General features: G+C 74.7%; 19 protein-coding genes and 1 pseudogene. 13 read left to right on the forward strand and 7 right to left on the reverse strand.

The window, feature by feature from the left end:
• Positions 1-18: 18 nt before the first annotated feature.
• Positions 19-168, reverse strand: a pseudogene (locus tag ACIOFR_RS19095) (transcriptional regulator); the annotation flags it as partial.
• A gap of 147 nt (positions 169-315) precedes the next feature.
• Complete coding sequence (locus ACIOFR_RS19100) at positions 316-1,185, reverse strand: carbon-nitrogen hydrolase family protein (RefSeq protein WP_400998566.1); 870 nt, start codon at positions 1,183-1,185, stop codon at positions 316-318.
• Positions 1,186-1,430: 245 nt separating this feature from the next.
• Between ACIOFR_RS19100 and ACIOFR_RS19105 the strand changes: the two genes are divergently transcribed.
• Together ACIOFR_RS19105 and ACIOFR_RS19110 are read left to right on the forward strand one after the other, a co-directional pair.
• Positions 1,431-2,657: a glycerophosphodiester phosphodiesterase gene (locus ACIOFR_RS19105; RefSeq protein ID WP_400998568.1), complete on the forward strand. Its 1,227-nt coding sequence runs from the start codon at positions 1,431-1,433 to the stop codon at positions 2,655-2,657.
• A gap of 125 nt (positions 2,658-2,782) precedes the next feature.
• Positions 2,783-3,319 carry a ferritin-like domain-containing protein gene (locus ACIOFR_RS19110; RefSeq protein WP_400998571.1) on the forward strand — a complete coding sequence of 179 codons (537 nt, stop codon included), beginning with the start codon at positions 2,783-2,785 and terminating at the stop codon, positions 3,317-3,319.
• Positions 3,320-3,418: 99 nt separating this feature from the next.
• Here the strand turns inward: ACIOFR_RS19110 and ACIOFR_RS19115 are convergent, their stop codons facing one another.
• The 4 genes from ACIOFR_RS19115 to ACIOFR_RS19130 all read right to left on the reverse strand — a co-directional run bounded on the left by ACIOFR_RS19115 (position 3,419) and on the right by ACIOFR_RS19130 (position 7,563).
• Complete coding sequence (locus ACIOFR_RS19115) at positions 3,419-5,476, reverse strand: SpoIIE family protein phosphatase (protein WP_400998574.1); 2,058 nt, start codon at positions 5,474-5,476, stop codon at positions 3,419-3,421.
• A gap of 210 nt (positions 5,477-5,686) precedes the next feature.
• Positions 5,687-6,331 carry a GPP34 family phosphoprotein gene (locus ACIOFR_RS19120; protein WP_400998576.1) on the reverse strand — a complete coding sequence of 215 codons (645 nt, stop codon included), beginning with the start codon at positions 6,329-6,331 and terminating at the stop codon, positions 5,687-5,689.
• A gap of 28 nt (positions 6,332-6,359) precedes the next feature.
• Positions 6,360-6,584 (reverse strand): hypothetical protein, encoded by a 225-nt coding sequence (locus ACIOFR_RS19125; RefSeq protein WP_400998578.1) that lies wholly within the window; start codon positions 6,582-6,584, stop codon positions 6,360-6,362.
• Positions 6,585-6,597: 13 nt separating this feature from the next.
• Positions 6,598-7,563 carry an SPFH domain-containing protein gene (locus tag ACIOFR_RS19130; RefSeq protein WP_400998580.1) on the reverse strand — a complete coding sequence of 322 codons (966 nt, stop codon included), beginning with the start codon at positions 7,561-7,563 and terminating at the stop codon, positions 6,598-6,600.
• A 211-nt stretch (positions 7,564-7,774) separates the two neighbouring features.
• On the opposite strand from ACIOFR_RS19130, the gene ACIOFR_RS19135 reads away from it, so the two are divergent.
• The 7 genes from ACIOFR_RS19135 (at position 7,775) to ACIOFR_RS19165 (ending at position 16,542) form a co-directional block, all read left to right on the forward strand.
• Positions 7,775-8,740 (forward strand): DMT family transporter, encoded by a 966-nt coding sequence (locus ACIOFR_RS19135; protein WP_400998582.1) that lies wholly within the window; start codon positions 7,775-7,777, stop codon positions 8,738-8,740.
• A 45-nt stretch (positions 8,741-8,785) separates the two neighbouring features.
• Positions 8,786-9,802, forward strand: coding sequence for a hypothetical protein (locus tag ACIOFR_RS19140; protein WP_400998584.1), 1,017 nt, complete (start codon positions 8,786-8,788; stop codon positions 9,800-9,802).
• Positions 9,803-9,875: 73 nt separating this feature from the next.
• Entirely contained in the window at positions 9,876-10,445 is a 570-nt protein-coding gene (locus ACIOFR_RS19145; protein WP_400998585.1) for a TetR/AcrR family transcriptional regulator, read from the forward strand.
• A gap of 84 nt (positions 10,446-10,529) precedes the next feature.
• Positions 10,530-11,603: an SDR family oxidoreductase gene (locus ACIOFR_RS19150; RefSeq protein WP_400998586.1), complete on the forward strand. Its 1,074-nt coding sequence runs from the start codon at positions 10,530-10,532 to the stop codon at positions 11,601-11,603.
• 121 nt (positions 11,604-11,724) lie between these two features.
• Positions 11,725-12,729: a sphingomyelin phosphodiesterase gene (sph, locus tag ACIOFR_RS19155; RefSeq protein WP_400998589.1), complete on the forward strand. Its 1,005-nt coding sequence runs from the start codon at positions 11,725-11,727 to the stop codon at positions 12,727-12,729.
• Between the two features lie 110 nt (positions 12,730-12,839).
• Positions 12,840-15,146 (forward strand): glycoside hydrolase family 65 protein, encoded by a 2,307-nt coding sequence (locus tag ACIOFR_RS19160; protein WP_400998592.1) that lies wholly within the window; start codon positions 12,840-12,842, stop codon positions 15,144-15,146.
• A gap of 4 nt (positions 15,147-15,150) precedes the next feature.
• Positions 15,151-16,542, forward strand: coding sequence for an NADP-dependent succinic semialdehyde dehydrogenase (locus ACIOFR_RS19165; RefSeq protein WP_400998595.1), 1,392 nt, complete (start codon positions 15,151-15,153; stop codon positions 16,540-16,542).
• A gap of 9 nt (positions 16,543-16,551) precedes the next feature.
• Here the strand turns inward: ACIOFR_RS19165 and ACIOFR_RS19170 are convergent, their stop codons facing one another.
• A complete protein-coding gene (locus ACIOFR_RS19170; protein WP_400998598.1) occupies positions 16,552-16,824 on the reverse strand; it encodes a hypothetical protein in 273 nt (90 codons plus the stop codon).
• Positions 16,825-17,028: 204 nt separating this feature from the next.
• On the opposite strand from ACIOFR_RS19170, the gene ACIOFR_RS19175 reads away from it, so the two are divergent.
• The 4 genes from ACIOFR_RS19175 to ACIOFR_RS19190 are packed head-to-tail and all read left to right on the forward strand — an operon-like array spanning position 17,029 to position 19,863.
• The gene (locus ACIOFR_RS19175; RefSeq protein ID WP_400998600.1) at positions 17,029-17,325 is read left to right on the forward strand and encodes a WXG100 family type VII secretion target; all 297 of its coding nucleotides are present in this window, start codon (positions 17,029-17,031) and stop codon (positions 17,323-17,325) included.
• Entirely contained in the window at positions 17,322-18,620 is a 1,299-nt protein-coding gene (locus ACIOFR_RS19180; protein ID WP_400998602.1) for a putative T7SS-secreted protein, read from the forward strand. Before ACIOFR_RS19175 ends, ACIOFR_RS19180 begins: the two co-directional genes overlap by 4 nt.
• Positions 18,620-19,345 (forward strand): hypothetical protein, encoded by a 726-nt coding sequence (locus tag ACIOFR_RS19185; protein ID WP_400998604.1) that lies wholly within the window; start codon positions 18,620-18,622, stop codon positions 19,343-19,345. The genes ACIOFR_RS19180 and ACIOFR_RS19185 overlap by 1 nt, the downstream gene beginning before the upstream one ends.
• A complete protein-coding gene (locus tag ACIOFR_RS19190; RefSeq protein ID WP_400998606.1) occupies positions 19,342-19,863 on the forward strand; it encodes a hypothetical protein in 522 nt (173 codons plus the stop codon). The genes ACIOFR_RS19185 and ACIOFR_RS19190 overlap by 4 nt, the downstream gene beginning before the upstream one ends.
• The last annotated feature ends 35 nt before the right edge of the window (positions 19,864-19,898 follow it).

Below are 19,898 nucleotides of genomic sequence, written 5' to 3' on the forward strand. Positions count from 1 at the left end.
GGCGTGAGGGCGACGCCGCCGTAGTGGACGGGCCAGGTGCCCCGCGCCGAGTCCGGCGCCGGCGGTCAGGTCGAGCTGGTGGAGCAGGTACCGGCCACGGCGGAGGGTGGTGAGTAGGCCGGCCCTTCGAAGCACCGTGAGGTGGTGGGAGACCTCGGGCGCGGTGAGCTGCGTGATGGCGGGAGGGCCGGCGTTGGTGGCGCCGGCCGTCCGCCGGCCCGCCCCGGCACGCTGACGGCCCGTCGGGGCCGGGGCAGACGGCGGGGCGAGCGGGCGGCAGGGCGGGCAGCAGGCCAGCAGCGGGGCGGGCAGGGTTCAGGCGAGGACGGCGGCGGCGCGTGGGTGGACGGGGGCGCTGAGCGACGGGTCGACCAGCACCGGGTCCTCGACGCGGGCGCGCGCCAGCACCCCGGGGTCGAGCGTGGCGACGGCGAGGCCCGGGTCCTCGGTGCCCGCGTCGGCGAGCAGGGTGCCGTCCGGGTTCCAGACCGCGCTGCCGCCGCAGCCGTGGTAGGCGCCGCTGGGACCGCTGTGGTTGGCCAGCACGGCGTAGCTGGTGTTGTCGAGGGCGCGGGCGGGGAAGACCGTGGCGCGCTGGTGCTCGCCGCTGCCGCGGCCGAGCATCGCGCCGACGAGGTAGGCGTGGGCGCCGTCGAGGGCGGCGGCGCGGGCGTGCTCGGGGTAGCCCATGTCCCAGCAGATGCCGAGGCCGAGCCGCCAGCCGTCCAGGGCCAGCGTGCAGCCGCGGGTGCCGGGGGTGAATCCGGCGGCGCGCTCGTTGGGGGTGGCGTGCTGCTTGTCGTACTGGGCGGCGAAGCGGCCGTCACGTCCCAGGACCAGGACGGAGATGTGCAGTTCGCCCGTCCCGGGGTCGCGGGTGGGGGCTCCGGCGACCACGGCGGTACGGGTCTCCGCGCACGCGGCGGCGAGCGGGTCGAGCCGTGGGTCCTCCGGTCTCACCGTCCGGTGGTCGGGGTCGGCGACGATGCCGGCGAGTTCGTAGCCGGTGAGGAAGAGTTCGGGCAGCACGAGCAGGTCGGCGCCCCGGTCGGCGGCGCGGCGCAGCAGGTCGGCGGCGGTGGCCACGTTCGCGGGGATGTCCAGCGCGGCGCAGCCGGCCTGGCCCGCCGCCACGGTGAGCGGGGTGGCGGGCGGGACGCTGGGCGGGGCATGAAGATCGCTCATGGCTGCCCAACGTACACCGGGGGCGCGGACCGGGCTTGAACAGGATGGGGCGGATCGGGTGGACCACCGGACTGGTTGGAACGACTGGAATGTTCGGAACGATCCATAGGGCTATCGAGTTGACGAGTTGTCATGCATTCGACACCGGTTGGTGACCGGTTCGCCCGCGGTTCACCGCCCGGTGGGGCCATACGCCCTAGGGTGCGGGGCGGAATGCGCCGGCCCGCCAGCAGGGAGAGCAGCACATGACGAACCGCCCGACCGAGGAGAACTCCTCCCGCCGCTCGTTCCTGCGGGCCACCGGGGCCGTCGGCCTCGGGGTCGCCGCGCTGGGCGCCACCGGTGTCACGGAGGCCTCCGCCGACGACCTCGGCGGCGCACCCGCCGACGCCCGGCCGGCCACCGGCACCCGCCCGCCGGTCCGTACCGGCACCGGGCTCGACCGGCTGCCGCACCCGCTGGTCGTCGGTCACCGTGGTGCCAGCGGCTACCGCCCCGAGCACACCCTGGGATCGTACGAGCTCGCTCTGGAACTGGGCGCCGACGTGATCGAGCAGGACCTCGTCCCCACTCGGGACGGCCACCTGGTGGTCCGGCACGAGAACAACATCGCGGAGACCACCGACGTCGCCGACCACCCGGAGTTCGCGGCCCGCAAGGCCACCAAGACGGTCGACGGCGTGGCGCTGACCGGCTGGTTCACCGAGGACTTCACCCTCGCCGAGCTGTGCACCCTGCGGGCCAAGGAGCGGCTGCCGCAGCAGCGTCAGCGCAACACCCTGTACGACGGCCGCTGGCCGATCCCGACCTTCCGCGAGGTGACCGACTTCGCCGCGCGCCGCTCCCGCACCCTGGGCCGCGACGTCTGGCTGTACGTCGAGACCAAGCACCCCAGCTACTTCCGCTCGATCGGGCTGCCCCTGGAGGAACGGCTGGCCGACGAGCTGCGGCGGGCCGGCCTGGCGGGCCGTCAGGGACGGGCGATCCTGCAGTCCTTCGAGCCCAGCAGCCTCCAGCGGCTGGCCGCTCTGGTCGGCAACCCCCGGATCCAGCTGCTGGGCGGCGCCACCACCCGCCCGTACGACTTCGTGCTCGCGGGCGACCCCCGGACCGTCGCCGACCTGGTGAAGCCCGACGGGCTGCGCTGGATGGCCGGCTTCGCGCACGGCCTCGGCCCCACCACCGAGCTGATCATCCCGACCGACCCGGCCACCGGCCGGCTCACCCGCCCCACCACGCTGGTCGCCGACGCCCACCGGGCCGGCCTGCTGCTGCACCCGTACACCGTCCGCAACGAGAACAGCTTCCTGCCCGCCGACTTCCGCCGCGGCACCGACCCGGCCGCCTACGGCGACGCGATCGGGTGGGCCAGGCGGCTGTACGAGCTGGGCGTGGACGGCTTCTTCACCGACAACAGCGACACCACCGTGCTGGCCCGCGGCGACTTCTGGGCCTCGCAGGGCGTGGGCTGACGCCTCCCGCGGCCGGCCCGCCCCGTACTGCGAACCGGTGTCGCCGGGCGGCGCCACGCATGCGGGGCGGTCCGGCGTGGAAGACGTGCCGGAGCAAACCGGCCGAACCACGCTTGGGAGTACGCATGACCACCGACGACTTCGTCCTCGATGTCAGCAGGATCCGCGAGGAGGCCTTGCAGAAGATGTCCCGGGGCCCGGTCACCGAGACCTACGGCCTGGACACCGAGAAGGTGATCGCCGTCCTGAACGACGTCGTGGCGACCGAGGTGGTGTGCTGGCTTCGCTACACCCGGCACGCGATCTCCGCCACGGGCATCGACCGCTCGCAGGTCGCGGCCGAGTTCACCGAGCACGCGGCCGCCGAGATGCAGCACGCCCTGCGCGCCGCCGAACGCATCTCGCAGCTCGGCGGACAGCCCGACTTCGACCCGGCGACGCTCGCCCGGCGCTCCCACACCGACTACACCACGCCGGACGAGAAGGACCTCAAGGCCATGCTGGAGCACAACCTGCTGGCCGAGCGGATCGTCATCTCGACCTACCAGGAGATCGCCCGCTGGATCGGGGACCACGACCCGACCACCCGGCGGCTGATCGAGTCGATCCTGGAGGAGGAGGAAGAGCACGCGGACGACCTGAGCGACCTGCTCGCCGCCTGACGACGTCCCCGGCCCGCTGACGTGAGGCCCCCGGCCCGGGACCGGCCCGGCACCGGCGGAGGCGGGGCGGAGGCGGGGCGGAGGCGGGGGCGGGGGCGGTCAGGCGCCCGGGGGCGCCACGCGGACCGCGAGGACGGTCACGTCGTCCGAGTGACGGCGGTTGCGCAGCCGGTCCATCAGCCGGTCGCAGAGCTCGGGCAGCGGCGCGGCGCCGAGGTCGCCGAGCAGGTCGAGCAGGGAGCGCAGCCCCTGGTCGATGTCCTCCACCCGGCTCTCCACCAGCCCGTCGGTGTACATCACCAGCGTGTCGCCCGGCCGCATCGGGGTGGTGAGCGTCCGGTAGTCGCCGCCGCCCACGCCGAGCGGGACCCCGGGGTCGACCCTCAGCAGCTCGGGGCCGCGGCCGACCCCGACCAGGACCGGCGGGGGATGGCCCGCACCGGCCAGCCGCAGTTCGCCGGCGCCCGGGTCGAAGATCGCGTAGAGCGAGGTGGCGATCTGCGGGCCTAGCCCCGCGGTGATCCGGTCGAGGTGGTGCAGCAGCCGGGCGGGCGGCAGTCCGAGCCCGGCCAGGGTGGAGGCGGCGGTCCGCAGCCTCCCCATGGTGGTGGCCGCCTCGATGCCGCTGCCCATGACGTCGCCCACGGCGAGGGCCGTCCGGTCCCCGGGCAGCGGGATGACGTCGAACCAGTCGCCGCCCACCTCGTCCACCTCGTCCGCCGGCCGGTAGCGGTAGGCGATCTCCAGGCCCGGGCGGGCGTCGGCGGGGCTGGGCAGCAGGCCGCGCTGCAGGGCGACGGCGGTGTTGCGGGCCCGCTGGTACCACCGCGCGTTGTCGATGGACACCGCCGCACGGGCGGCCAGTTCGGTCGCGAGCAGCACGTCGTCCTCGCCGATCGGTTCCGGGTTCCCGGCCCGCTTGAGGTCCAGCACGCCGAGCACCTCGCCCCGGGCGATCAGCGGCACCGCGAGGTAGGAGTGCACCCCCGCCTCGGCGAGCAGCGCGGCGGCCTCCGCGCTGCGGGCGATCCTGGGCAGGTCCTCGGGGCCGACCGTCGGTAGGTGGACCGGCCGGCCGGTGCGGGCGCACTGCGTCACCAGGCGGTCCTCCCCGTACTCGGCGGCCTCGCCGGGGCGGTCGGCGGCCGCCGTCGCGGGGCCGGCCGCGTCGGAGGCCACGGCGAGCGCGCGGAAGCAGGTCGCGCCGGCCGCGACCTCGGAGCGGCGGTGCCCGGGGAGCAGCGCGTCGATGACGTCCACCGCGGCGACGTCCGCGACGACCGGGACGCACAGGCGGGCCAGCTCCTCGGCGGTGCGGTCCAGGTTGAGGGTGGTACCGATGTGCAGCGAGGCGTCCGCGACCAGGGCGAGCCGGCGGCGGCTGCGTTCCAGTTCGAGGTGCTCGCGGTGGCGTTCGCTGGCGTCGACGACCGACACGGCCAGGCCGAGAACGGTGCCCTGGGCGTCGTCGAGGCGGTAGAACGAGACGGACCAGGCGCTGGTGCGCGAGGTCGCCTTCCGGTCGACGACCGGCTGCCCGGTGGCGAGGACCGCGGTCGCGGTGGCCCGGAAGTCCTCCGGGTCGAGGAACGGCAGCGCGTCGGCGCCGCTGCGCCCGAGGTGGCGGTCGGCGGAGCTCTGGTTCATCGCGGCGAGGGCGGGGTTGACGGCCACGCAGCGCAGGTCGGTGTCCAGCGCCGCGAGGCCGACCGGCGTCTGCGAGACCAGGCGGCCGGACAGCGCCAGGTCCCGCTCCAGCCGGACGGCCGCCGCCCGGTCGGTGACCAGCCCGAGGGCGAACGCGCGGCCGGTCTCGTCGTGCAGCCGCATCGCGCGGACCTCCGCGAGCGTGCTGCCGCCGTCCCGGTGCCGGATCGGGAACCCGCCCGCCCAGTAGCCCTCTCCCCGCATCACCCCGTCGAACAGCCGGGCCACCTCGGCGGTGTCACGGTCCTCCGCCAGCAGCTTGATCGCGCTGCGGCCGAGCACGTCCTCGGCGCGGTAGCCGAACAGCCGCTCCGCCTGCGGGCTCCACAGCGCGATCCGCCCGTTCTCGTCGAGCATCACGGCCGCCACCCCGAGCTCGTCCAGGACCGCCAGCGGACGCCGGGACGGGCTCGGTTCGGCCGTCTGCGCCTGCGGTCGGGCCGGCTCCATGGCGACTCTCTCCTCGCGGGCCTCGGCGGGCCCCGGGCTTGCGGTGCCCCTGTCCAACAGCGTGCCGCAGGCGGGGGCGATCCGCCCGCCGTCGACCGGTCGGGCCTCGCGCGGGACGGCGTGGGCCTCGTACCTGCGGGGCTCTCCAGGCCCACGCCTGCCCGGGGGCGGCCCGGCCGACGCGTCAGCCCGCGGAGTCGCGCGCGACGATCACCCGGGCAGCACCCGGGGCAGTAGTCCGGAGCGTCGGGCGAGCTCGGCGATCCGGGCCCGGTGCTGGTGGCGCACGCGCATCGGCGGGACGGTGGGGAGCCGGGCGGCGTCGGCCAGGGCCACCACCCGCGCGTCGGTGTCGCCGACCGAGGAGGCCGGGCCGCTCAAGGCCCGGGAGAAGTCCCGCTCCGGGGCGGTGCGCACGCGCGGTTCGCGGACGGTGACCCATCGGACCGGGAGGAGGCCGAGGACGCGGCGCTCCTCCACCGTGATCCACCCGTCGGCGGCGAGCTGCTCGCGGACGGCCTGCTCTGTACGTGCCCGGTGGCGGAGCCAGGCCGCCCAGGGCGCGGCCGGGCGCCGGTCACCGCCTTCGGCAGCCCGGCCGCCACCGGGTCGGCGGGTCCGGCCGCGGATCGGGGGCCATCGGGTCCGGCCGCGGATCGGGGGCCGTCGGGTCGTACCGCGCGGCCGTCCCGGTCGGTCGGCAGGCCACTGCGCAGCAGCTCGGCGAGGGCCGCCGCCCGCCGCAGGACGTCCAGCTCGCCCCGTCCGACGGGGCGTGCGCGGCGGGGGTCGCAGGCGAGCAGGCACGGCCTGCCGGCCAGGGTGTCGGGCACGTCCACGGTCGTTCCTCTCCATGCGGAGCGCCGGGGCTCGTCGGACGGTCCTACTCGTCCGGGGGCGGCCCGGGCTCGGGGTTCCTGGGCGGGCGGCCGCGGCCGGGGATGCGGGTGACACCGCCCGGCATCCGGCCGCCCTCGGTGAGGGCCCGGCGGAGCAGGAACTCGATCTGGGCGTTGGTGCTCCGCAGCTCGTCCGCCGCCCAGCGGGCGAGGGCGTCGTGGACGGCCGGGTCGAGCCGCAGCAGGATCTTCTTGCGCTCCGTCGCCACCTGGCTACCTCTCCTACTGGTACAGCGAACCGGTGTTGACCACGGGCTGGGTGCCCCGATCGCCGCAGAGGACGACCAGCAGGTTGCTGACCATCGCGGCCTTGCGCTCCTCGTCGAGTTCGACGACGTTCTCCTCGGCGAGGCGTTCCAGGGCGAGGTTCACCATGCCGACCGCGCCCTCGACGATCAGGCGGCGGGCCGCGACGACCGCACCGGCCTGCTGACGCTGCAGCATGACCTGGGCGACCTCGGGCGCGTAGGCGAGGCGGGTGATCCGCGACTCGACCACCCGCACGCCGGCGGACGCGACCCGGGCGTCGATCTCGGCGGACAGCGTCCGGGTGATCTCGTCGGCGCTGTCGCGCAGCGACATCTGGCCCTCGGCGTGCGCGTCGTACGGGTAGCTGTTGGCGATGTGCCGGACGGCGGTCTCGGTCTGGATGGCGACGAACTCGACGTAGTCGTCGACCTCGTAGACGGCCTTGGCGGTGTCCTCGACCTGCCAGACCACGACGGCGGCTATCTGGATCGGGTTGCCGTCCGCGTCGTTGACCTTGGCGGTCTCGGTCTCGTGGTTGCGGATCCGGGTGGAGATCAGCCGGCGGCTGGTGAACGGGTTGAGCCAGGTCAGGCCGTCGGCGCGGACGGTGCCGCGGTAGCGGCCGAGCAGCTGCACCACCCGCGCCTGGCCGGGGGCGACCGCGGTGAGGCCGCAGGCGCTCACCAGGCCGGTCAGGAAGGCGAGCGGGCCGGCGACGAGGAAGGTGACGCCGAGGGCGGAGGCCTGGTCGGCCTGGATCACGCCGCCCCCGATGGTGAGGCCGACGCCACCGAAGATCAGGAGCAGGGTGAGGGCCAGCATCGGCAGGCCCGGCGCACCGACGATCACCCGCTCGGTGACCTTGGGCGCGGGCATCGCGACGGCGAGGCCGTCCGGGGCTGCTGACGGGATGACGGCGTCGGCGGGCTGTACGGCCATGGCGGGTCTGCTCCTTCGATCCGGTGTGCGAGCACGAAACTAGCATAGTGATATCACTTAAATGGCCGCCTCGGAAGCGCTCACGGGAGCCGGACCCGCCACCGGGATCCGCCGAGGTGTCGTCGCACTGCTGCGCGCGCCCGGGCGCGACCGACCTCAGGATGGGGTGAGCGGCCGCGCAGGCCGGAGCCGTCCGCCGCAGGAGGCGCCCGTGCACACCCCCCTCGCCGTGCTGTTCGCACTGCTCACCACGGTCAGCAACGCGCTCGCCACCGTGCTGCAGCGCAAGGCCGCGCAGCGGGTGCCGATGCGCGGGAGGCTCGGGCGCGGACTTATGGCCGGGCTGGTGCGCCAGCGGGTGTGGCTCGGCGGCATGGCGGCGGTCGGCGCGGCGGCCTGCTTCCAGGCGCTGGCGCTGGCGAACGGGCCACTGTCGGTGGTGCAACCGGTCTTCGTCCTCGAACTGCCCATCGCGCTGCTGCTCGCGGCGGCGATCCTGCACCGCCGACTCCCGGCGGACGCCCGCAGGGCGGCCGGCCTGGTCACGGTCGGTCTGGCGGTGGCCCTGTTCGCGGCGGCCCCCACCCCCGGCGGGACCGAGGCGTCGACGACCCGCTGGCTGGTGGCGCTCGCCTGCTGCCTCGGCGCGGCGGCGGCCCTCACCGCCACCGCGGTGCGGCGCCGGCCCGGGGCCGCCCGGGCGGCCTGCCTGGCCCTGGCCGCGGCGCTCTGCTACGCCCTGACGGCCGCGCTGCTGAAGTCGGCGGCCCAGACCTGGAAGTCCGACGGGATCGCCGCGTTCTTCTCGGTCTGGCAGACCTACGGTTTCGCGGCGGTCGGCGTCGGCGCCCTGTTCCTGCTGGAGAACGCGCTCCAGTCGGGGCCGCTGACGTTCTCCCAGCCCGCCCTCACGCTGGGCGACGCCTGTACGGGCGTGGCGCTCGGCGTGGCCCTCTTCGAGGAGCGGCTGCGGGGCGGGTGGTGGCTGGTGCCGGAGGTCGCCGGGGGCCTGCTGGTGCTGGCGGGGATCGTGCTGCTGAGCCGCTCGACGGCGGCCCGGACGCTGATCGCACCGGAACCCGCACCGGAACCCGCACCGGAACCCGCACCGGACCAGGCGCCCGACCCGGGACGGCGACTGGAGGCGGACCCGGGGTCCGGTGCCCGGGGAGAGTAGTCGCCACTCACACCGGCGGCCCGCGGCCGCGGTAGCGTCCCCGCCATGCGCGCGCACCTGATCGACAAGGTCATCCTGCCGGACGAGCCGACGGACCCCCGTCCGCGGCCGGGCGGCGGCTGGCTGGTGACCTCGCGGGACGATCCGCGACAGGTGACCGTCCTCGACTCCGGGCTGCGGACGGTCCGACGGCTGCGGATGCCCGACGTCCCCGGCATCACCGGACGCGCGGTGGATCCCACCGGCCGCCGGGTGGCCGTCTCCCGCGCGGAGTGCGTCCAGGTGAACGACGGGGGCTCCGCCGACGCGGTGGACTGGCGGGTGGAGCACGGCTCCTGGGACCGGTTCCCGGTGGGCGCCGGCGCCTGCGTGTTCTCGCTGGACGGCACCGAGCTGTGGGCCACCGTCCGGCCGCGCGAGGATCTCTACGACGACGACGACGACGAGGACGACGGCGGCGGCTTCGGCGGGGGCGACGAGTGCTGGGTGCTGGACGCGGTCACGGGCGAGCGGCTCGGCCGCACCGAGCTGATCAGTGAACTGTCCTTCTCCAGCCTCCTGCCCCACCCCGACGGCCGTCACATGGGCGTCCTGGTGGGCGAAGGGCAGGACGGCTCGTTCGGGCACTGGGTGCGCCGCGAGGGCCGCCGCATCGTCAGGACACCCACGGACCTGCTGGGTCTCCGCGACCGGTCACTGGCGGCCATCGCCCCCGACGGCCGGCACTACCTGAACCAGAGCTGGACGACGCTGTCCTCGCACGCCTTCCCGACGGCGGAGCTGGTGGCCGAGCGGCCCATCGACGGGATCCTCCCGGAGGGGCCGGCCTGGCGCTACGGCTTCGCCTACTACGACGCGTCGACCGTCCTCGCCACCTTCCACGAGGACGGCCCGGCCGTCTCCACGACGCTGCTCCGCTCCCCTTCGCTGGAGCCGCTCGGCGAGATCGCGTACCCCGACGGTGCCCCGTACGCGGGGGTCGCCTCCGGCGGTGACGGCAGCTGGGTCACCGTCCGCGGCAACGAACCGGCCCGCTGGTCGTTCGAGCCGGCGGCGACCTGAGGGTCTCCGGGCCGGGGTGACGCGCGCAGCGGCCCCTTGCACAGAATATGCCGACCGGTCTAGTGTTTCCGACATGGGAGCAAAAGGCGAGGAGACCAGGGCCCGGCTGGTCCGGGCGACCCGGGTGCTGATCGAGGCCCAGGGGTACGCCGGCACCGGGCTGAACCAGATCCTGGCCGAGAGCGGCGCCCCGCGCGGCTCGCTGTACTTCCACTTCCCGGCCGGCAAGGACCAGCTGGTCGGCCAGGCGCTGGCCGAGGCCGGCCGGGAGGTCGGGGTGCTGATCGACAGCATGTGCGGCGGCGAGCTGACGGCCGTCGAGGTGGTCCGCGGCCTGCTGGAGCTGTTCGGCGAGCGGATGGAGCGGTCGGGGTACAGCCAGGGCTGCCCGCTCGCCACCGTCGCCCTGGAGGTCGCCGCGGGCAACGAGGCGCTGCGCCGGATCTGCGCGGACGCCTACGGCGGCTGGCAGCGGGCGCTCGCCGACCGGCTGGCCCACGAGGGCCGCGACCGGGCCGCGGCGGAGGCCTCGGCGGAGGCCGCGCTGGCCCTGATCGAGGGCGCCCTGCTGCTCGCCCGGGTGCAGCGCAGCCGGATCCCGCTGGACCGCGCCGCCCGCACCGCCGAACTCGTCCTGCGCTGACCCCGCGGCCCCGGCCGCCCGGGCCTTCGCCGGCCCCCTCCAGTCCAAGAATATGTAGACCGGTCCACCCTCAAGGAGTAAGCCATGCCCACGCCCCGCACGCTCGTCCTCGGCGCCACCGGCTTCATCGGGCGCTGGCTCGTCCTGGAACTGCTGCTCAGCGGCGAGGAGGTGGCGGCCGGCGTCCGGGGCGGCGCCTCGGGCCGGGACGGCGAGCTGCGCCGCTGGCTGCGCGAGCACGGCGCCCCGGACTCCGCCCTGACCACCGTGGCCACCGACATCACCCGTCCCGGCCTCGGCCTCTCCCCCGCCGACGACGCGCTGCTCACCGACGTCCGCGACGTCCACAACCTGGCCGCCGTCTACCGTTTCGGCCTCGGCCGGGAGGAGGCCAGGGCGGCCAACGTCGACGGCGCGGTGCACGCCCTGCGCTGGGCCGCCGACCGCCGCGGGCTGCGCCGGCTGGTGCACGTCTCCGGGTACCGTGTCGGCCGCGGCCAGGAGCCCGGCCGGCCGCTCCCGCGCGACCCCTACCGCACGCTCGGCGCGTACGAGGCCTCGAAGGCGGAGGGCGACCGGGCGGTGCGCGCGCTGGCACCCGGGCTCGGCGTACCGCTCACGGTGGTCAACCCGGCGGTGGTGATCGGGCATTCGCGCACCGGGGAGTCCGGCCAGTACATCGGCCTGGCACCGATGGTGGAGCAGCTGTGGTCGGGGAACCTGCCCGCCGTACCGGGCAGTCGTCGTACCTTCGTACCGGTGGTGACGGTCGACCACCTCGCCGCGTTCCTGGCGGCGGTGCCGCGGTACGACGAGGAGCCGCTCGCGCGGCACACCCTGCTGGACCCGGACACCCCGCCGCTGCCGGAGCTGATCGCGCTGGTCGCCGGTGCGCTGGGCCTCGACGCGCCCCGGCTGACGGTGCCGGTGGCGCTGGTGCGGCGGCTGCCGAGGGCGCTGACCGGCGCGGACCGGGAGTCGCTCTCGTTCCTCTCGGAGGACCGCTACGACACCGCCTCCGCGGACCGGCTGGCCGCCGCGGCCGGGCTGGTGCGGCCGCCGGTCGCCGAGGCGCTCGGGCGGTGGGCGGAACGGTTGGTGACCGACCGGTTCGGGGCCGCGCCGGTGACCGCCACCGCGGGCGCTACTGCCGGGTAGCTCTGTTTCGGCCGAGTTCACCTGATGCTCGACCGGTGTCTTGAAGGACGTGGAACAACGCGAGTTGACTACACAACACCTCGTCGACCGACGAGCCCCACCCTCACCTCGCGGAGCCTTGATGCCCCAGTCCACCGGCCGTCGCACCCACCGCCTGGCCGCCGCCGTCTGCACCGCGGCGGCGCTGCTGGCCCCGCTGGCCGCCACCCCGGCGGCCGCGGCCGCGGCGACCACCGAGAGCGCGCCGCTGAGCGCCCCGCCGCTCGACGTGCTGACGTACAACGTCTTCCTGATGAGCAAGAGCCTCTACCCGAACTGGGGCCAGGACCACCGCGCCCAGGCGATCGCGTCGGCGGACTTCTTCCAGGGCCACGACGTGGTGGTGCTCCAGGAGGACTTCGACAACGCGGCCTCCGACGCGCTCGCCGCCGGAGCGTCCGCCGCCTACCCGTACCAGACCCCGGTGGTCGGCCGGTCGAAGAGCGGCTGGGACGCCACCGGCGGCAGCTACAGCTCGACCACCCCCGAGGACGGCGGCGTGACGCTGTTCAGCAAGTGGCCGATCCTGCGCAAGGAGCAGTACGTGTTCAAGGACGCGTGCGGCGCCGACTGGTGGTCCAACAAGGGCTTCGTGTACGCGGTGCTGAACGTGAACGGGCTGCGCACCCACGTGGTCGGCACCCACCTGCAGTCCACCGACTCGGGCTGCTCCAGCGGCCAGCCGGCCACCGTCCGGGCGGCGCAGCTGACCGCCATGCGGGCTTTCCTGGACGCCAAGCAGATCCCGGCGAACGAGCCGATCGTGCTGGCGGGCGACCTGAACGTCAACTCGCACGACTCCGAGTACCCGGCGCTGCTGGCCAACGGCAACCTGGCCCCCGCCACCCAGCGGACCGGCTGGACGAACTCCTTCGACACCGTCGACAACTCGATCGCCGCCTACCGCTACCCGGGCGAGCCGAAGGAGGACCTGGACTACGTGCTCTACCGCGCCGACCACGCCCGCCCGCAGGAGTACACCAACCGGGTGCACCGGTTCCACAGCGCGCCGTGGACGGTCAGCAGCTGGGGCACCAGCTACACCTACAGCGACCTCTCGGACCACTACCCGGTGATCGCCGGCTGACGCCGCGCCGGCCGGGGCCCCGGGCGGCGCGTCGTGGAGGCGCCCGGGGCCGATCCGGGGGAGGGTGGTCGTATGGCCTGTCCGCCGACGACCGCGGGAGGTGCGGCGGAGTGATCATGCACCCCGCGTACCCCGTCGATGACTGGTGCCTGCGCGAGACCGCGCTCGCCCTCGACGTGCTGGCCCAGAGCGAGTCGCTGTTCGCGCTCTCCAACGGCCACCTCGGCTGGCGGGGCACGCTGGACGAGGGCGAGCCGGTCGGGCTGCCGGGCAGCTACCTCAACGGCGTCTTCGAGCCGGTGACCGGGCCGGCCGGCGAGCCGGGGCAGCGGGTGGTGGACGTCCCGGACGGTCGGCTGGTGCGGCTGCTGGTCGACGACGAGCCGTTCGACCTGCGCTACGGCCGGCTGCACGGCCACCACCGCACGCTCGACCTGCGCACCGGCGTCCTGGACCGAACGGTCGAGTGGACCGCACCCTCCGGCCGGACGGTCCGGATCGGCTCCTCACGGCTGGTCTCGCTCAGCCAGCGGGCGATCGGCGCGCTCGCCTACCGGGTGGAGCCGGTCGACGGGCCGGCCCGGATCGTGCTGCAGTCCGAACTCCTCGCCTCCTCGGACGCCCTGGAGCCCGAGGACGCCGCCGCCCGGGGCAGCCGGCTGCAGCTGCTGCACCGCACCCGGCGGGGCGGCCGGCTGATCGCGCTGGCAGCGGACCACACCGTGACCGGGCCGGAGGGCACCGCCACCGCCGTCGACCTGGGCCCCGACCTGGCCCGTTTCACCGTGACGGCGTCGCTGCGGGCCGGCCAGGCGCTGCGGCTGGAGAAGCTGGTCGCGCACGGCTGGTCCGCGGTCCGCTCCCGGCACGCCGTCCGCAGCCAGGTGGACGCGGCGCTGGCCCGGGCGACCGCGACCGGGTGGGCGGCCCTGGCCGAGGAGCAGCGGGCCGTGCTGGCGGCGTTCTGGGCGCGGGCCGACGTGGAGGTGGGCGGCGATCCGGAGGTCCAGCAGGCCGTGCGGTTCGCGCTGTTCCAGCTCTTCCAGGCGGGGGCGCGGGCCGAGCAGCGGGCGATCCCGGCGAAGGGCCTGACCGGCCCGGGGCTCGACGGGCACTGCCTGTGGGACACCGAGACGCACGTGCTGCCGGTGCTCACGTACACCGCCCCGCAGTTGGTGGCGCAGGCGCTGCGCTGGCGGCACAGCACGCTGCCGGCGGCGCGCCGGCGGGCCCGGCGGCTGGGGCTGGAGGGCGCGGCCTTCCCGTGCCGGACGATCGACGGCGAGGGGTGCCCGGCGCACTGGCCGACCGGGGCCTCCGCGTTCCACGTGAACGCCGGGATCGCCGATGCGGTGGTGCACTACACGGCGGCCACCGACGATCTGGTCCTGGACCGCGAGGCCGGGCTCGAACTGCTCGTCCACACCGCCCGGTTGTGGCGTTCGCTGGGCCACCACGACCCGGAGGGGACGTTCCACCTGGACGGGGTGACCGGGCCGGACGAGTACAGCGGCGGTGCGGACGACAACCTGTACACCAACCTGATGGCGCAGCAGAACCTGCGGGCGGCGGCCGACGCGGCCGAGCGCAACGCGGACCTGGCGGTGGCCCTCGGGGTCAGCGACGAGGAGACCGCCGTCTGGCGGGACGCGGCCCTGCACCTGGCCGTGCCGTTCGACGAGCGGCTCGGCGTGCACGAGCAGGCGGCCGGTTTCACCCGCCACCAGCGCTGGGACTTCGCCGCCACCGGGCCGGGAGAGTACCCGCTGCTGCCGCACCACCCGTTCTTCCAGGTGCAGCGCCGCCAGGTGGTGCAGCAGCCGGACCTGGTGCTGGCGCTGTACCGGCGGGGCGAGGCGTTCGGGCCGGCCCAGAAGGCCCGGGACTTCGCCTACTACGAGGCGCTGACCGTCCGGGACTCGCCGATCGCGGCCGGTGTCCAGGCGGTGCTGGCGGCCGAGACCGGGCACCCGGGTCTCGCGTACGACTACCTGGACGAGACGGCGCTGCTGGACCTGGAGGGCACCGTGCACGACCTGCGGGACGGCCTGCGGCTGGCGGCGCTGGCGGGGACGTGGCTGGCCCTGGTGGCCGGGTTCGGCGGGCTTCGGCACCGGGGGGACACCCTGGCGTTCGCGCCGCGGCTGCCCGAGCGGCTGGCCTCGCTGGCCTTCACCGTGCAGTTCCAGCGCCGCACGCTGCGGGTGGAGACCACCGCCGCGGAGGCCGTCTACACCCTGCTGGACGGTCCGGACCTGGACCTCTGGCACCACGGGGAACCGTTCACCGTGGCCCGGGACGCACTCGAGCGCCGGCCGGTGCCGCCGCTGACGGAGCAGACCGCCCCCACCCAGCCGGCCGGCCGCCGGCCCCGCCACCGGCGCCGGTCCGCGGACCGCGCCAGGACCGAGGAGTGACCCCATGCCCATCGCCACCGTCAACCCGGCCACCGGGGAGACCCTGGAGACGTTCCGGCCGCTGGAGCACGCGGAGCTGGAGGCCCGGCTGGCCCGCGCCGAGGCGGCGTTCGAGGAGTACCGGACCACCGGCTTCGCCGAGCGGGCCGCGCTGCTGCACCGTGCCGCGGACGTGCTGGACGAGGAGCGGGAGGCCGTCGCGCGGACGATGACCACCGAGATGGGCAAGCCGATCGGGGCTGCCCGTGCCGAGGCGGCGAAGTGCGCGAAGGCGATGCGCTGGTACGCGGACCGGGCGCAGGGCCTGCTGGCCGACGAGCACCCGGAGCAGGCGGACGTCGAGGATTCGGGTGCCTCGGCCGTGTACGTGCGGTACCGCCCGCTGGGGGTGGTGCTGGCGGTGATGCCGTGGAACTTCCCGCTCTGGCAGGTGGTCAGGTTCGCCGCGCCGGCCCTGATGGCCGGCAACGTCGGGTTGCTCAAGCACGCCTCGAACGTGCCGCGGACCGCGCTGTTCCTGGAGGAACTGTTCGCCCGGGCGGGCTTCCCGGCCGGGTGCTTCCAGACGCTGCTGATCGAGTCGTCGGCGGTGGAGGGGGTGGTCCGGGACCGGCGGGTGGCCGCGGTGACGCTGACCGGCAGCGAGGGCGCCGGGCGGGCGGTGGCGACGGCGGCCGGGGACGAGGTGAAGAAGACCGTGCTGGAGCTGGGCGGCAGCGACCCGTTCGTGGTGCTGCCCTCGGCGGACCTCCCGTCGGCGGCGAAGTGGGCGGTGACCGCGCGGGTGCAGAACAACGGGCAGTCCTGCATCGCGGCCAAGCGCTTCATCGCGCACGCGGAGGTGTACCCCGCGTTCGCGGCGGCCTTCACCGACCGGATGCGGCAGTTGCGGGTCGGTGATCCACTGCTGGAGGAGACGGAGGTCGGCCCGCTGGCCACCCGTCAGGGCCGTGCGGACCTGGAGGAGCTGGTGCAGGACGCGGTCGATCGGGGCGCGGTGGTGGAGTGCGGCGGGCAGCGGCCCGAGGGTTCGGACGGCGGCTGGTACTACCGGCCGACCGTCCTGAGCGGGGTGACGCCCGAGATGCGGATCCACCACGAGGAGGCGTTCGGCCCGGTCGCCACGCTGTACCGGGCGGAGGACCTGGACGAGGCGCTGGCGCTGGCCAACGACACGCCGTTCGGGCTGAGCTCCAACGTGTGGACCACCGACGCGGCCGAGCAGGAGCGCTGCGTCCGGGACCTGCGGGCGGGCGGGGTGTTCTTCAACGGCATGACCGCCTCCCACCCCGCCTTCCCGTTCGGCGGCGTCAAGCGTTCCGGGTACGGGCGGGAGCTGTCGGCGCACGGCATCCGGGAGTTCTGCAACCTGACCACCGTCTGGCTGGGGCGCTGAGCGCCGGGTTCACGCGGAGCGGTGCTGCTGGCTGAGTCGCGGGTGGCCGACCATCCAGCCGACCGTCAGCACCACCGTCACCAGCCAGATGGCGCTGGTCACGGCCAGGGCCACCGGGTTGTCCAGCTGGACGACCACGGCGGTCATGCCGATGGCCAGGCCCAGCCAGAAGACCACGGCCAGCACCGGGGTGTGGCGCAGGGCGGTGGTGAAGCGTTTCATCGGTCCGGGCCTCTTGTGGGCCGGGCTCCGGGGCCGGCCGGTGTTCTCCGCAACGGTCATCTCGCCCACCTCCAGGGTTCCGGTTCGTCCCTTTGACCACCATAGGTCCCTTCGGGTGACGCGGCGTGGCGAGGCCGGGGCCCCTCCACGGCGCGCTCCGGTTGTGAAAATCCCATGGAGGCCTCCGGGGGCCCCTCGGAGTGCCGGCCCGTGGGGCCAATAGTCTGTGCCTGGCTCGCTCACGACAGACGGGGAAGGTACGACATGGGGGACTACTTCCGGGTGGAGGTGGACGATCTGGACCGGCTCCTTCAGCAGCTGAAGCAGAGTCAGGACGATCTGCGATCGGCGCTGAACTCGATGCGGGACACCGGACCGAAGACCACCGGCAGCAAGACGCTCGACCACGCGTGCGACGAGTTCCACGACAGCTGGGACGACGCGATCAAGAAGATCGCCGACGGCACCGCGCAGCTGGAGGAGGGGCTCAAGGCGACCCGCAAGGGCTACGCGGAGACCGAGGACGCCATCCGCGACGCCTTCAAGGGGGCGTCGGCATGAGCGAGGACTCGGAGTTCCCCGCGCTGGGCTTCAACCCGGCGCCCGGCCGGGTGGACAGCGTCAACGCGCTGGTCTCCCAGCTGAACGCGACCGCCGGATCGCTGGAGAGCGCGCACCGCACCCTGGTGTCGGTCGGGCAGGCCGGCGGCAGCTGGCAGGGCGAGGCCGCGTCGGCGTTCGCCGGCAAGGTCGGCGAGCTGCCCCAGATCATGCAGGACTCCCTGGACGCGGTGAAGTCGGCGTCCGGGCAGCTGGACGGCTGGGGCCGGCAGCTCTCCGGCTACCAGGACACCGCCAAGCGCTACGAGGCGGCCGCCCAGGAGGCCAAGCAGCGGATGGAGGCCGCCGAGGCGCGCAAGTCGGACGCGACCTCCCGGTACAACCAGGCCGCGGACGACCCGGCCTTCTCGCTGGCCGGGCAGTTCTTCACGGACGACCGCTCGCTGGCCGACGCGCAGACGAAGATCAACGCCGCCAAGCAGCAACTGGACAGCGCCAGCAGCCAGTTGGAGACCGCCTCACGTGAGCTCTCGCAGATCGAGGACGAGCTGCAGGACATCGTGAAGCAGGCGAAGGAACTGCTGGAGCACCACCAGGACGACGCCGAGAAGACCGCCAAGGCCCTGCGCAAGGCCAACCAGAACGCGCCGCACACCAGCGTCTGGAGCAAGATCGGCGACGGCTTCAAGAAGCTCGGCAACTCCATCAAGGAGTGGGCCACCAAGCACGCCGACACCCTGAAGAAGATCGGCGACATCGCCGGCGCCGCCTCCGCCGTGCTCGGCATCGCCGCGCTCGCGACCATGTGGTGCCCGCCGCTGTCCGCCGCGCTCGGCGCCGGTGCGGCCGGCGCCTCGGTGATCGCCGCCGGCGCCCACGGCCTCGCCAAGCTCGGTGGCGCCAACGTCAGTTGGACCACCATCGCGCTGGACGGCGTGGGCGCGCTGCCGTTCGTCGGCACCGCCGCGAAGGGCATCAAGGGCGTCAGCATGGGCGTCAAGGCGATCGCCACCGAAGGCAGGATCGCCGCCGCCGTCCCCAAGCTCGCCGAGGCCGGCAGCGCCATCAGCAAGGCCGCCGAGGGCGGCACCCTGATGCACAAGTTCGGCATCGGCCCGCTGCTCACCAAGACCCCGCTGCGCAGCCTGCCCGGCATCGCCGACAGCCTCGACGCGGCCGGCAAGCTGAGCGCCCAGTCCTGGTGGTCGCGCGGCATCCAGATCGGCATCAAGGGCGCCGGCCTCGGCATCAACGCGCCCAAGCTGTACCACGAGTTCGCCCCCGGAGCCGCCTGATGACCACCGCCGAGCAGCCCTCCCCCGTCCTGGTCGACGAACCGGACGACATCCACTGGGAGGTGCCGTACATCTTCCACTCGTTGGGCGTCGCCATGCCGGAGGAGGAGCGCGCGGCGCACCTCGCCGAGGTCTCCGCGGAGATCTGGTCCGGCGGCACCGCGTACCAGCGGGACACCGTGGCCCAGTGGTACGGCGAGATCGCCGCCGACGCCGCCGAGGACGGCGCGGTGTACTGCGGCCTCAGCCTGATGGGCACCGAGGACGACCGGATCACCACGGCGACGCTGGTGATCCTGGCCGAGGAGGCGGACACCTCGGACCCGGAGGTGGCCGCCGCCGCCCTGGTCGAGCTGCTGTCCCTGGACCCGGCGCACGAGGTGATCCGCACCGAGGTCAGCTGCGGCCCCGCCGTCCTGGTGCTGTCCGGCATGGTGCTCGACCTGTCGAGCCAGACCGACGACGCGGGCCCGGCCACGCTGGAACTGGCCCAGGCCGAGGTCTACATCCCCGTCCCGGGCACCGGCACCCTGGTGGTCATGCGGATCAGCACCCCCTCGCTGCCGGAGTTCCCCGACTACGTGACCATGCTGGCCACCACCGCGGACAGCGTGCGCTACCGCCGTCCCGGGGCGCCCGAGCCCGAGGGCGGCGCCGGGGCCGGGGAAGCGGCCGCCGGGGTCACCCTGCCGCAGCAGACCAGGATCACGGAGGCCTTCGGGTGAGCACCGTCCACAACCCGCCCCCGGCCGGCCTCGCCGCCGGTCCGCTGCCCCGGCGCTCCGCCGTCGGGCTGGCCCTGCAGTTCTGGCTGCAGTGGCTGTGGCTGCTGCCCTGGGCGGTGCTGATCGCGGTCTACTTCGTCGGCGCGCTGCTCGGCGCCGGCGGCGACTCGGTCGGACCGAACATCGTCCGCTCGACGCTCACCCCGCGCCGCTACCGGCTCGAACGCCACGGCACCCCGCAGGAGTGGGAGGCCTGGGCCGACGCCGAGCTGCAGCGGGTGGGCCCGCCGGCCGTGGCCCGGGAGCTCGAACACCGCGCCCGCAACGCCGAGGGCAGGAGCCGCTACAAGCACCCGGAGACCGACCCGGTCGTCACGGTCAAGAAGCGGGACTACCGGGGCATCGGCGCCACCGGTCTCGCCGCCGTCGCCGCGCGGCGCGGCTGGCAGGTCGACTGGGCGCAGAGCCGGCCCGGCAGCGAGGTCCGGCTGGTCCACCGGGGGCCGCTGGGCGGCTGACCCGGTTGCCCGCGCGGCCGGTCGGGTACGTCTGC

This window comes from Kitasatospora sp. NPDC088346 (assembly GCF_044740765.1).
Lineage (GTDB): Bacteria > Actinomycetota > Actinomycetes > Streptomycetales > Streptomycetaceae > Kitasatospora.